This is a genomic window from Vibrio sp. OPT41 (assembly GCF_015163595.1).
Classification (GTDB): Bacteria; Pseudomonadota; Gammaproteobacteria; order Enterobacterales; family Vibrionaceae; genus Vibrio; species Vibrio alginolyticus.
The window spans coordinates 1-11,792 of the sequence record NZ_JADDYH010000055.1 but is presented as its reverse complement, the minus strand read 5'-3'; the positions used below and the strand labels follow the sequence as shown (position 1 = coordinate 11,792).

Genomic DNA, 11,792 nt, shown 5'->3' with positions numbered 1-11,792 from the left:
TGATGAGTTTGGTGTGTGCCAAATCGAAGACAGACTAAAAAAGATGAGCAAGTAATATGTCAAATGTTGAATTCAATCCAATAGATCACCCACATCGCCGTTACAATCCATTAACCGGGCAGTGGGTTTTGGTCTCTCCTCATCGTGCTAAACGTCCTTGGAGTGGGGCTGATGAGAAACCAGAGATTAACGAACAACCAAGCTACGATGAGAAGTGCTTCCTTTGTCCAACTAATGCGCGTATTTCAGGGGATGTTAACCCAGATTACCAAGGTACATACGTATTCCAAAATGATTTTGCAGCATTGGTGGTGGACTCACCAGATGCACCTAAGTCAGATAATCCGCTATTCAAATCTCAGGGTGTGCGTGGTTTGAGCCGCGTCATCTGTTTCTCGCCTGATCACAGCAAAACCTTACCGGAATTGCCAGTTGATAAAATTCGCGGCGTGATTGATACATGGAATGATCAAATCGAAGAGTTAGGCAAAGACTACATTTGGGTTCAAGCATTCGAAAATAAAGGCGAAACCATGGGTTGTTCTCAGCCTCACCCACACGGTCAAATCTGGGCGAACAGCTTCTTACCAAACGAAATTGAGCGCAAAGAGCGCAACTTAAAAGCGTATTACCAAGAACATGGCAGCAACTTGCTGGTGGACTACGTGCAAGCTGAACTTAAAGACGGTTCACGTACAGTGGTTGAAACTGAATATTGGATTGCCGTTGTACCGTACTGGGCTGCATGGCCGTTCGAAACCATGCTTCTTCCGAAAGTACACATACGCCGCATGAGTGAGCTAACCGATGAACAACGTGATGACCTTGCAGTTGCTATCAAAAAGCTGACGAGTCGCTACGACAATTTATTCCAATGTTCTTTTCCTTACTCGATGGGTTGGCACTATGCACCATTCTTTGAAGAAGGCACCGATATCAACCATTGGCAATTACATGCGCTGTTCTACCCACCATTACTTCGTAGTGCCACGGTTCGCAAGTTCATGGTGGGTTATGAAATGCTCGCAGAAAATCAACGAGACCTAACAGCGGAGCAGGCTGCACAACGTTTACGCGATTTAAGTGATGTGCATTATAAAGAGTCATAAACTCTCGAGAACTATTGATAGCGAACAAAATGGGGAGTACCACCTTGCGATGAAACATGAGGCTCAAAGTACTTCCCCAACACCAAATTTATATCTTAAGAGAACGCCACTTATGTCTGATTTAATCCAAAATGTTGAAAGCTCTTTTGAAGAATTGCTGGGCTATGCACCGAGCCATATTATTCAAGCTCCTGGCCGTGTAAACCTCATTGGTGAGCATACTGACTACAACGATGGTTTTGTGCTGCCATGCGCAATCAATTACCAAACGATAGTCGCTGCTGCGAAACGTGAAGACACTCTAGTACGTGTGGTATCCGTGGATTATGGTAATGCAATTGATGAGTTCGATATCAGTCAAGAGATTGTATTCCAATCTAACCAAATGTGGGCGAACTATATTCGCGGGGTGGTCAAAAGTCTTCTTTCTCGCGGTTACCAATTTACTGGAGCGGATATTGCGGTTAGTGGTAATGTTCCGCAAGGAGCAGGTTTAAGCTCATCGGCTGCATTGGAAGTGGTGATAGGGCAAACGTTTAAAGTACTGTTTAATCTGGAAATCAGCCAAGCAGAAATAGCCCTAAATGGTCAGCAAGCAGAGAACGAATTCGTTGGCTGTAACTGCGGTATCATGGACCAAATGATTTCGGCAGAAGGTCGTGAAAACCACGCCATATTATTGGATTGTCGTAGTTTAGAAACCGAGGCGGTCCCGATGCCAGAGGACATCGCGGTTGTGATAATCAACTCGAACAAAAAACGTGGCTTGGTAGACAGCGAATACAACACGCGCCGTAAGCAGTGTGAAGAAGCGGCACGCACCTTTGGTGTGGCAGCGTTACGTGATGTTACCATTGAGCAGTTTGACGAAAAAGTGTCTGAGCTGGATGACATGGTTGCGAAGCGAGCTCGCCACGTGATCACAGAAAATGACCGCACTGTTAAAGCGGCGCAAGCACTTCGTGCGCACGACATAAAGCGTATGGGCGAACTCATGGCGGAGTCACATGCGTCAATGCGTGATGACTTTGAAATCACAGTTAAAGAAATCGATACTTTAGTTGAAATTGTGAAAGATACGATTGGTGACCAAGGTGGTGTGCGAATGACTGGCGGTGGTTTTGGTGGTTGTGTTGTTGCTCTGGTTCCTATGCATTTAGTCGAAAATCTAAAACTCGCCGTTAAAAATAAATACGAATCTGCAACTGGCCTTAAGGAGGATATATACGTCTGTAGAGCAACCGATGGCGCTGGAGTCCTTAAAGGAAAATAAGCTACAGGGCTGTTCATCTTATTTGTATGCTCGCTCAAAAGCATATGGAATATGCTGACATAGCAGAAAGGAGACGAGTCAAGTAACTGAAATTGGACTTAGCTGATTTTTTTAGTTAGTCGTTTTTATTTTTACTCTGTTGTTTCTTAACCTTACATTTTCAAATGGCCTCAGGTGCTCCTAGAGGCCTTTTTTCTGAGCTTTAGGCTCGTATACTTTGATGCTCTCAAGGCTTTAGTATCCATAAAAATAATCAATCCTAATGGATATCTCTTGACCAGATTTTGAAGATAGCCATATGAGGATATTTAATAACATAAAATTATAAAAGTATCTCATAGCCGAAGGTGTACCAATGTATAAGTCTTATGGCATCTCGAGTTATCTTTTAGCATAACAACAATAAGACTTGATCTTAACGCCTTTGTGACCAGGACTGAAGGCTGTTGCGGTATTGACACAGGAGCGATGTAACCGCTTGGTTTTATCCTTGGTGATGGACTCTTTTATGGCGGTTAAACTCACGGCTTATTTTCTTGCCCTATGAACTAAATAGGACTGCGTCTACTTATTTCCTTTCCCAACTCATTACAGAGTGGTGCGTTGTGCTGATGGCGGAAACTCATACGTAGTCTTTGTCATTAAGACATCTGCACAGCAATTCTTCTACTAATATGAATTTTCTTCATATTAAGAGTGAGAAAATATAACTTTCACTTACATCATATTGTGATTGAATTGCCATATGGATTTTAGCAGTATGGAAGTCTAAATGATGAATCTTACAATATTGGATGGGGGCATGGGGCGCGAGCTAAAACGCATAGGCGCACCGTTTTCTCAACCTCACTGGAGTGCCCAAGCACTTATCGAATCCCCACAACATGTTACGCAAGCGCATCAGGGTTTTATTGATGCTGGAGCACAAATCATTACCGTCAACAGCTATGCCTGTGTTCCGTTTCATCTAGGTGAAGATTTGTATGCCGAGCAGGGACGCGAGCTGGCAGAGAAAGCCGCGAAAATTGCTCGTGATGTCGTGACCGCGTCACAAAAAGAAGTGCTTGTTGCCGGCGCGATACCTCCTGCCTTTGGTTCTTATAGACCTGATTTATTTGAAGAAAAGCGTGCTTACGACATCAATGTGACTCTATTTGAAGCGCAAGAGCCACATGTAGACATTTGGTTGGCGGAAACCGTTGCAAGCCTTGGTGAAGCGCGAGTGATCAGCAAAGTTCTGTCTAAAAGCGACAAGCCAGTTTACATCTCGTTCACGTTAGAAGATGAAGTCAGCGAAGTCTCGCATCTGCGCTCTGGTGAGCTTGTCACTGACGCCGTTGAGGCGCTTCTTGATACTAATGCGACCGGTATTTTTTTCAATTGCTCAATTCCTGAAGTGATTGAACAAGCGATCAAAGATGTGAATCAAGTGCTGAGACGAACAGGGAAAACGTTAACCATTGGTGTCTACGCAAACAGCTTTGCACCAATTAAAGCGAATCACCAAGCGAATGAGTCATACCAAGGGCTTAGAAACTTCTCTCCAACAGAATATCTAGAATACGCTAAAAAGTGGTATCGTTTAGGGGCGAGTATCATTGGTGGCTGTTGTGGCATTGAGCCTAGTCATATTGAAGAACTCACAGCATGGAGAGACAGCCTTGAAGAATCTTAATCTCGGACTCACCATTCCTGCGATTGGCACTGTCCTACTCATTTTACTTGTCTCTTCGATGTTCCCTGAGCAGTCTCAAGCTATGGCGAACAACGCAATGACGTTTGTGACTGATTGGTTTGGCTGGTTGGTGCAAATCTGCAGTCTTACTCTTGTTGGCTTTCTACTGTGGTTAGCGTTTTCCAAGTACGGTGACATTCGATTAGGGGAAGGAAAGCCTGAGTATTCGAACTTCTCTTTTGGCGGTATGATCTTTACGGCTGGTGTTGGTGCATCGCTCATTTATTGGGGGATTGGAGAACCGATGTACTACCTGCAATCTCCACCGCTATTTGCCGAAGCGAACAGCTACACTGCAGCGGCGTGGTCAGTCACTTATTCAATGTTCCACTGGGGAATTACAGGGTGGGCGATCTACTGTTTCCCTGCGATTCCTTTTGCTTACGCTTTCTATGTACAAAAACGCCGTACATTGAAGCTCTCCACACTGTGTGAACCCGTATTGGGTAAGAATCCAATCGTGGGCAAATGCGTCGACCTTTTGGCCATCTTCGGAACACTCGCGGCCTTTGCTAGTTCATTAGCGTTAACCGTTACTCTGCTTAGTACAGGAGCAGCAGAGTTATTTGGGATAGATAATAATTTGTTGCTTCAAGGCTGCATCATTTTCTTGTTCGTATTGGTTTTATTCGCAGTGACGCTGGTGGGCTTCAACAAAGGCATCAGTAATGTATCCGATTACACGGTCATCACTGCGATTATCTTTGCCTTATTTGTGCTGTTTTCATCAAATGCACAATTTGTGCTGAACAACGTGACGGATTCACTCGGTGTCATGCTCGATAGTTTCTTCCGCATGTCTCTTTGGACAGACCCGGTGCAAAAGAGTGGTTTCCCTCAAGCATGGACTCAATATTATTGGTTCTGGTACTACGCGTACCTAATCATGATGGGGTTGTTTATTACGCGCATATCGAGAGGCCGCACTATCCGTGAAGTCATCTTGTATACCATCTCTATGGGCGCTCTGGGATGCGCATTCTTTATCTCAATCTTTGGGGGCTATGCGGTTTGGGCGCAGTTATTAGGTGGTTATCCCGTTCAAGAGTGGATGAGCAATGGTGGATTGACGTTTGCCGTCGTCTCGTTGATCAAAACCTTGCCAGCGAACAATGTGGTTCTTGCGGTCTTTTTGGTGATTCAGTTCTTCTTGATGTTGACTACGATGTCGAGCGCTAGCGTGGCCACCTCGATGCTGACGACGAATCAGCTGTCCCTAAACGGAGACCCAGATAACAAGGTCAAATTGATGTGGGCAGGGGCGATCGCACTTATCAGCTTTAGCGTATTCCTCACGGGTGGTGGTATCAATACCATTAAATCCTTGTGCGTGGTCGCGGGACTACCGATGATGTTTATCTACGGAATTTTGGTTAAACAACTCATGATGGAACTGAAAGGTAAGGCAGCTTCGCAAGCAGAGTCGGAAGCCTCTGTGGAAGCACAAGAACTGATTGCTTAACCTTAAATAACAAACCCTCTTCATGTTTAAATTTGAAGCGTGTTACCTTTTTCTTCGTAGAGAAATCTCAATAATGCTTATAAGATTGTGCCTGAATTTCATTACGTTAGTGAATGGGTAAAGTTAGTTAAGTTTTATTTATCTACTACTTCATGTTATTGCCTTGAAGGTTGATGAGGTATCTAAGGGTGTTATAACGCAGAATCGACTTCTTTCTCATAACGGTTAGTTGAACTACTATTTGTACATTATTTTGTACCAGATGGAGTTCAGTATGAGTCGTATTCATTTCGATCAAGACATTCAACCGTTGTCTGAGCTTCGCGCAGGTGTAGCTTCTTACATCAAACAAATCAATGAGACTCGCCGTCCATTGGTAATTACACAACGTGGCAAAGGTGTTGCTGTTGTTCTTGATGTTGCAGAGTATGAAGCAATGCAAGAAGAAAATCGAATTGCTGGAAGAAATGCGTACAGCGGAAGCTCAGTTAGCTTCAGGTCTTGGCGTTTCCAATGATGATGCGCGTGCTCAAGTTTTGGGGCGCATTAAAAAATGAAAGTAATTTGGTCTCCATTAGCGCTTCAAAAGTTAGGCGATACAGCGGAGTTCATTTCTTTGGATAACCCATCTGCAGCAGAAAAGTGGGTCAACGAAGTTTTGATAAAAGTGAACTACTTGGCAGTATGCCTGAAGTGGGGCGCTTTGTTCCTGAAATGTCTCATACGAATTATCGTGAAATTATCTTTGGTCACTATCGTATTATCCACGGCTTAAGTCATGAAATCCGCGTACTAACAGTTCGTAATTGTCGTCAAATGCTGTCGGAATATGATGTGTAAAACTGCGTTTTAACAAAGCATTTAAGAGTGATTCCCAACGCTTGGCATTTTTAGTTTGGATCAAGTTTAGTGTTTACTGCGTCCAAGTTAAGTGTCGTGGTTGCGTGGCTCACCACTTAGCGCGGCGTTATATGCCCGTAATAAGAAAATCGATAGCAGAGATGATCTCGTCTCTAAAAGTGCTTAGATTGCTTACAGGCTCTCTTAGAATTTTGGTTGGTACACTTGCCATTTGATGCGTCAGAATTACGAAGTCACCTTCATCAATATGGATTACGGGACATAGATGACTAGGTGCTTTTTTCTCTAACAACTCAGTAGGCGTCAACGGAATAACTAACCGAGTGTTCAATGTATCCAGCAATCCACTTTGAACGTCAACAAAGTATGGGTATGCGGTTGCTGTGTTTTTATCGTTGTTTTTGTATAGCGAGAATTGTGACATTAGAATACTCGGTAAGAATCAGAAAATAGTCCATGATTTTCAGTTAGCTCGTTACAAGCATTAATGCCCTCAGCATTTTGCTTTAACCATTCAGCCTTAAGGCGTTGACGTACTTCTTTTTCAAGTGCCTTTTCCATTGTTGCCGAAAGGTTTATATTTAACCGTTTAGCCTCCGCAAGTAACTCACTGTTTAAGCTTAAGTTTGTAGCTTTCTTTGGTGCTTGCGTACTATATGCATTTCTCATAATAGTAACCTGTGCGTATTGTGTGTGCGCATAAATTATAGGCGCACACACAAGCATATAACAAGCATTTCGGACTGCTCACTCCATAAAGGCTCAATTAATCAGGTCTTTTTGTTTACATATTGTAAACTTGGTGTGAGTGTCCTATAGTGTTTACATGATGTAAACAAGAGTTAGGAAATGCACGTAATTAAACGAGAGCCTTTTGAAACGGCAAAGCGACTATATCCGCAATGTGCCGAGGCACTAGACTCAACTTTCAAAACGCTAAAAGCAACAAAAGCAAAAACACCAGAACAACTAAAACAACTTTTTCCGTCATTGGATAACTTTAAATACGTAGACAAGTGGTATGTCATCGACATTGGCGGAGGTTCATTAAGGTTAATCGCCTTTATCGAATTTACAGGTGGGAAATGCTTCGTTAAATACATCGTTACCCACGCAGAATACGACAAGATAGCAGACCAACACAGAACAAAGGGGTAAAGGGGTAAGCATGAACATTCAAGCTCTAAAAACCCTATCAAATGAAATTCACACAGCGATGCCTTGGTTACAAGGCATCCGTGACCATGAGCAATATCTAGAGCTTATGGAACTCATGGATACGCTAGTAGAAGACTACGAGGAAAACCATGTCTTGATTGACTTGCTATTCCCTGTACTTGAACGCTACGAGGAAGAATCAGAACACTTCCAAGAGTTTAACGCGCACATTGATAGCCTAGATACTGGTATCGCCACTCTTCGCGTTCTCATCGACCAATACCGCCTAACTCTAAGTGATTTACCTGAGATTGGTGGCAAGTCGCTAGTATCGCTAATCCTAAGCGGTAAACGCCAACTAACCGTTGGACACATTAAAGCGCTATCGGAACGTTTCGGCGTACCAAAGCATATGTTTATTTAGCAGAACACCACCAGCAAGGACACATCATGAATAAAGGCATCGACTTAGACCGCATCCTAACTACCATGAAGAGAATGAGCCCGGAAAAGCTAGAGAAAACCTTTGAAGATTTTGAACTGGTTAAGGCGAGAGCAGCCGCCAAGGAAGCCGACGAACAGGCAAAAGAATCTGGTATCGAGCGCATCACGTTGTTCTTTGTTGGTGGTCAAACTGCCCTACTGGCTAAGCCAAACTCTATGACGCAAGCTTGGCTATTTAACCTGTACGGCAATGGCACGATCACCATTCCAGAGGAAGCTATGGTTAACTTTGAGGTAAGGAGTCATTTTGGCGAACTGCATCGCTTTTCTATGGAATATAACGAGCTGACTTACTGGAACGACTTGATTGATAGCAAGATGGCCCAAGAGCTTGCAGAGTTTCTTGAGTTACCAATGGTGTGAGTAGAATAAAGTTTCGTTACTAAGTAATAAGGACTCATAACGATTAGAATATCACACCAAAAAGGCAGCGTTCATGTCGATACGCTGCCTTTTCCAAAACATTTATGCTCTATTGTTGGTTAACACTAGAGCTAATTAACTTCATTTAGATAAGAGTTTTCCTTACCTATATAGCTATCCGTTATTTTGCAATCTAATACCCAGCGCCTCTCATTAACCTATTGATTAACAATTGAACTGTAATTGGAAAGATTGCATGATAGGAGTATGAAAGACAGCTAAAACCCGTATAGAAAGCGTTAGGTAAATAATATAAGTAGGAGCGGACTTGTGGTAGAACGTATTAGAGACAGAGTTGAAATAAAAACTGAAAAAGACGTAGTAAAAAACATCGAAAAAATAGGGAAGAATTACAAAAGAGTTATCGCTTGGACTCAAGGTTCGTGTAATTTAGACCTTACTCTCGAAAATGAAATGTTGAAAAACTTGCTATTGTCTAACGAAAGTTACATTAAATATATAGCTAATGGGGCTTATAAAGATATCCAACTTTTGGCTTTAGGTGTTCGTTCGGTATTGGAGAACCTTGCTAGAGCTAGATTTATTATGCAAAGTGACAAAAACTTAAATCGATGGGTGTCGGAAGCTCTTATGGATCAGAAAGCGTTAGTACAAGCTTTTCAATCTATCGGTAACGAGACCTCTGAGGAATACAAACACCTTGAAGATGAGCTGAAAAGGTTAGATGGTTTATATGAAAAGTATGAGCTTCCAGTAGTAAAGCAGCCACAACAAATCAAAGCGATGACGGAAGCTGTTCAATTGGTTGATGACTACGATAGCGTGTTCAAATTGACTTCTAAGTTAATACATCCTTCATCTTTGTTTATAAATAGCAGATCAAGTATGGATAGTTTTGAATACCATAATATTTTAGTAATTTGTGGGCAGCTTTATCTATGGTCTTTGTTGCATGAAATCTGTGAAAAATTAACAGTTCCAGAGTCAGTGAAAAAATTTACCTAACAAACTGTTTAAGAGTGATTCGCAACGCGTGGCATTTTTACTATGCGTTGCGTTTAGTGTTTAAGGTAGTATGCGGCGGCATCGGTATTGCATTGCTCACACCTTAACAGGGCGTTATACGGTTAGGTTAATTATTGAGGAAAAGATGAAAATAATAAGTATTTTTAATAACAAAGGTGGAGTAGGTAAAACTACTTACATGTACCATATTGCTCACTTGCTAGAGAGGGCTGGTAAAAAAGTTTTAGTAGTTGATCTAGATAGTCAATGTAACTTGTCAGCTTACTCTTTGTCAGACACCGAACTTGAGAGAAGTTGGAGATCTGACCGAGGCAATAGTATCTGGAATGCAATTGAACGAGTTTATGAGGGTTTGGGTGATATTAGACAAAGAAGACCATCTTTGTTAAGTGAAAATTATCCTAATTTATATATCGTTCCCGGTGATGTATTGCTTAGTAACTACGAAGATTCCCTTGGTGACTCTTGGAGTAGTGCGAAAGGTGGCAGCGCTCCAGCTTTACGTATTCAATCAGCGATATACCGATATATTAAATGGGCAGCAGAACAGGTCGAGGCGGATGTTGTGATGCTCGATTTGGGTCCTAATCTAGGCGCGCTTAATAGGTCTGTTTTGGCTGCGAGTGACTACTTTATAGCTCCAATGTCTCCAGACTTATTTTCGATTCGAGGTACGAAAAACTTGGGGGCTAAATTAGAGGTTTGGCGTAGAGAGTGGGATCAGTGCAATAGTGCTGCCGCAGGTACCATTGACTTACCTCAAGGCAAGCCGACATTCCTGGGGTATGTGATGCAACAACACAATATTCGTCAGAATACCAACGGAATGACCAGAGGTTGGGCAATCTTTGGTGATCAAGTTCAGACAGCTGTACAGCAAAACATAATCGACGTTTTAGCTCCTTTGGGACAAGTACATGACTGGGGTGATGGGAACTGGAATATTGGACAAATTCCTAACCTTCATAGCTTAATCCCTTATTCGTTGGATGCTAAAAAACCAGTATTTGACTGTACATCACGTGATGGTCTAAATGGAGCCCATATAACGAGAGCAAGAGATTCTGCTAGTCATTTCGATCCGATAGTTCAAAAGCTTCTTAGCGTGCTATAACCGTATAACAAACTGTTTAAGAGTGATTCGCAACGCGTGGCATTTTTACTATGCGTTGCGTTTAGTGTTTAAGGTGGTATGCGGTGACTTCGGTATTGCGTTGCTCACACCTTAACAGGGCGTTATACGTTTTTGGGAAATCAGAGGTAAGTAAATGTCGGAAGAAGCGATTCAACTTGCAATGAACCTACTCGAAACAGATGAAAATTATTTAGAAAACGTAATTGCATTATCGCGTATTGGAAACGAAATGTATGGGCAATGTTGGGACACTAATTACCACGTATTTGCTCTCATAGCATCGGAAACGGATCATTTACCACTTAATCATGTTCGGTTGAATTGCTCAGAGGAGTTTCTTGCAAAAGCCGATAAAGACCTGGTTGAAACGATTAAGTTCTATCGTTCCGACGTTGTTAGTGCTTGCAATAAGATCATCAGAAATATAAACGTATAACAAGAGACTATGGCGTCAATAGTTAATTTTTGAGGCTATCTGTATCCCACATAACACCATCTCTTAGCATTGAATTTAAGATAACAACCATCTTTCTCATGCAGGCAACAATGGCAACTTTTTTCGGTTTTCCTGCCGTAAGTAGTCGTTCATAAGTTGCTCTGAAAACAGGGTTGCATTGGATAGCCGACATCATCGCCATGTACATAACGGTCCTAACTTGAGTCCGCCCTCCTTGTATCAGCCGCTTACCTTTAAAGCGGCCACTTTCTCTTGTTATCGGTGCGACACCAATGAGAGAAGAAGCTTGTTTGTTAGTGATAAAGCCCAACTCGGGTACATTACTAATTAGGGATGCCGCAAGGACTTTACCAACACCAGGCATGCTTTGGAGAATAGTATTTTTGGCTTGATACTCAGGACAACTCTCAATCAGTTTCGCTATCTTTGCTTCTACTTTTTCAATCTGATTTTTCAGGGCGGTAAGGATAGGGGTAATCGTAGACGAGATATTCTTAGGTAATATTTGTAGTCGGTTTCTTTCCATGGTTTGCATGGTGAGTAGCTGGTTACGCCTTGTGACTAAGTCACTCATAAGACGTATGTTTTCGCTTTTTAGTTTGGTCAGTTCTGGCTGAACACGTTCGGCATAATGTGCGATGAGAGCGGCATCTAAACGGTCGTTCTTAGCTCGTTGACCAATGGCACC

General features: G+C 42.4%; 13 protein-coding genes and 2 pseudogenes. 12 read left to right on the top strand and 3 right to left on the bottom strand.

Features of this window, described 5'->3' with window-relative positions; translation table 11 throughout:
- Nucleotides 1–56 precede the first annotated feature (56 nt).
- From IQP38_RS21165 to IQP38_RS21140, 6 genes and pseudogenes are all read left to right on the top strand, one after another.
- Nucleotides 57–1,109: a UDP-glucose--hexose-1-phosphate uridylyltransferase gene (locus IQP38_RS21165; RefSeq protein WP_017634141.1), complete on the top strand. Its 1,053-nt coding sequence runs from the start codon at nucleotides 57–59 to the stop codon at nucleotides 1,107–1,109.
- Nucleotides 1,110–1,221: 112 nt separating this feature from the next.
- Complete coding sequence (gene galK / locus IQP38_RS21160) at nucleotides 1,222–2,382, top strand: galactokinase (protein ID WP_017634140.1); 1,161 nt, start codon at nucleotides 1,222–1,224, stop codon at nucleotides 2,380–2,382.
- 772 nt (nucleotides 2,383–3,154) lie between these two features.
- Nucleotides 3,155–4,057, top strand: coding sequence for a homocysteine S-methyltransferase family protein (locus IQP38_RS21155; protein ID WP_193838001.1), 903 nt, complete (start codon nucleotides 3,155–3,157; stop codon nucleotides 4,055–4,057).
- A complete protein-coding gene (locus IQP38_RS21150; RefSeq protein ID WP_017634138.1) occupies nucleotides 4,044–5,579 on the top strand; it encodes a BCCT family transporter in 1,536 nt (511 codons plus the stop codon). The genes IQP38_RS21155 and IQP38_RS21150 overlap by 14 nt, the downstream gene beginning before the upstream one ends.
- A gap of 274 nt (nucleotides 5,580–5,853) precedes the next feature.
- Nucleotides 5,854–6,136: pseudogene (locus IQP38_RS21145) on the top strand (type II toxin-antitoxin system Phd/YefM family antitoxin).
- Nucleotides 6,133–6,419, top strand: a pseudogene (locus IQP38_RS21140) (type II toxin-antitoxin system RelE/ParE family toxin). The pseudogenes IQP38_RS21145 and IQP38_RS21140 overlap by 4 nt, the downstream one beginning before the upstream one ends.
- A 127-nt stretch (nucleotides 6,420–6,546) precedes the next feature.
- On the opposite strand, the gene IQP38_RS21135 reads toward IQP38_RS21140, so the two are convergent.
- Nucleotides 6,547–6,864: a CcdB family protein gene (locus tag IQP38_RS21135; RefSeq protein ID WP_017634137.1), complete on the bottom strand. Its 318-nt coding sequence runs from the start codon at nucleotides 6,862–6,864 to the stop codon at nucleotides 6,547–6,549.
- Complete coding sequence (locus tag IQP38_RS21130; protein WP_025998575.1) at nucleotides 6,864–7,109, bottom strand: type II toxin-antitoxin system CcdA family antitoxin; 246 nt, start codon at nucleotides 7,107–7,109, stop codon at nucleotides 6,864–6,866. Before IQP38_RS21130 ends, IQP38_RS21135 begins: the two co-directional genes overlap by 1 nt.
- Nucleotides 7,110–7,289: 180 nt before the next feature.
- On the opposite strand from IQP38_RS21130, the gene IQP38_RS21125 reads away from it, so the two are divergent.
- The 6 genes from IQP38_RS21125 (at nucleotide 7,290) to IQP38_RS21090 (ending at nucleotide 11,083) form a co-directional block, all read left to right on the top strand.
- Nucleotides 7,290–7,598, top strand: a complete 309-nt coding sequence (locus tag IQP38_RS21125; RefSeq protein ID WP_136976188.1) for a type II toxin-antitoxin system HigB family toxin — start codon at nucleotides 7,290–7,292, stop codon at nucleotides 7,596–7,598.
- Nucleotides 7,599–7,608: 10 nt separating this feature from the next.
- The gene (locus IQP38_RS21120; RefSeq protein WP_025998577.1) at nucleotides 7,609–8,022 is read left to right on the top strand and encodes a helix-turn-helix domain-containing protein; all 414 of its coding nucleotides are present in this window, start codon (nucleotides 7,609–7,611) and stop codon (nucleotides 8,020–8,022) included.
- Nucleotides 8,023–8,048: 26 nt separating this feature from the next.
- Nucleotides 8,049–8,465, top strand: coding sequence for a hypothetical protein (locus IQP38_RS21115; RefSeq protein ID WP_054579164.1), 417 nt, complete (start codon nucleotides 8,049–8,051; stop codon nucleotides 8,463–8,465).
- Nucleotides 8,466–8,795: 330 nt separating this feature from the next.
- The gene (locus tag IQP38_RS21110; RefSeq protein ID WP_193838000.1) at nucleotides 8,796–9,491 is read left to right on the top strand and encodes a DUF5677 domain-containing protein; all 696 of its coding nucleotides are present in this window, start codon (nucleotides 8,796–8,798) and stop codon (nucleotides 9,489–9,491) included.
- A gap of 145 nt (nucleotides 9,492–9,636) precedes the next feature.
- A complete protein-coding gene (locus IQP38_RS21100) occupies nucleotides 9,637–10,626 on the top strand; it encodes a ParA family protein (protein WP_105068981.1) in 990 nt (329 codons plus the stop codon).
- A 154-nt stretch (nucleotides 10,627–10,780) separates the two neighbouring features.
- Nucleotides 10,781–11,083, top strand: coding sequence for a hypothetical protein (locus tag IQP38_RS21090; RefSeq protein WP_193837999.1), 303 nt, complete (start codon nucleotides 10,781–10,783; stop codon nucleotides 11,081–11,083).
- Nucleotides 11,084–11,105: 22 nt separating this feature from the next.
- Here the strand turns inward: IQP38_RS21090 and IQP38_RS21085 are convergent.
- Nucleotides 11,106–11,792 (bottom strand): IS110 family transposase (locus IQP38_RS21085; RefSeq protein WP_193837998.1); only part of this gene is annotated, 687 nt, incomplete at its 5' end.

What these genes read in the sequence shown, in the direction of transcription:
- IQP38_RS21165 (WP_017634141.1), top strand. Translation starts at nt 57, where the DNA reads ATGTCAAATGTTGAATTCAATCCAATAGATCACCCACATCGCCGTTAC.
- galK (WP_017634140.1), top strand. Translation starts at nt 1,222, where the DNA reads ATGTCTGATTTAATCCAAAATGTTGAAAGCTCTTTTGAAGAATTGCTG.
- IQP38_RS21155 (WP_193838001.1), top strand. Translation starts at nt 3,155, where the DNA reads ATGATGAATCTTACAATATTGGATGGGGGCATGGGGCGCGAGCTAAAA.
- IQP38_RS21135 (WP_017634137.1), bottom strand. Translation starts at nt 6,864, where the DNA reads ATGTCACAATTCTCGCTATACAAAAACAACGATAAAAACACAGCAACC.
- IQP38_RS21130 (WP_025998575.1), bottom strand. Translation starts at nt 7,109, where the DNA reads ATGAGAAATGCATATAGTACGCAAGCACCAAAGAAAGCTACAAACTTA.
- IQP38_RS21125 (WP_136976188.1), top strand. Translation starts at nt 7,290, where the DNA reads ATGCACGTAATTAAACGAGAGCCTTTTGAAACGGCAAAGCGACTATAT.
- IQP38_RS21120 (WP_025998577.1), top strand. Translation starts at nt 7,609, where the DNA reads ATGAACATTCAAGCTCTAAAAACCCTATCAAATGAAATTCACACAGCG.
- IQP38_RS21115 (WP_054579164.1), top strand. Translation starts at nt 8,049, where the DNA reads ATGAATAAAGGCATCGACTTAGACCGCATCCTAACTACCATGAAGAGA.
- IQP38_RS21100 (WP_105068981.1), top strand. Translation starts at nt 9,637, where the DNA reads ATGAAAATAATAAGTATTTTTAATAACAAAGGTGGAGTAGGTAAAACT.
- IQP38_RS21090 (WP_193837999.1), top strand. Translation starts at nt 10,781, where the DNA reads ATGTCGGAAGAAGCGATTCAACTTGCAATGAACCTACTCGAAACAGAT.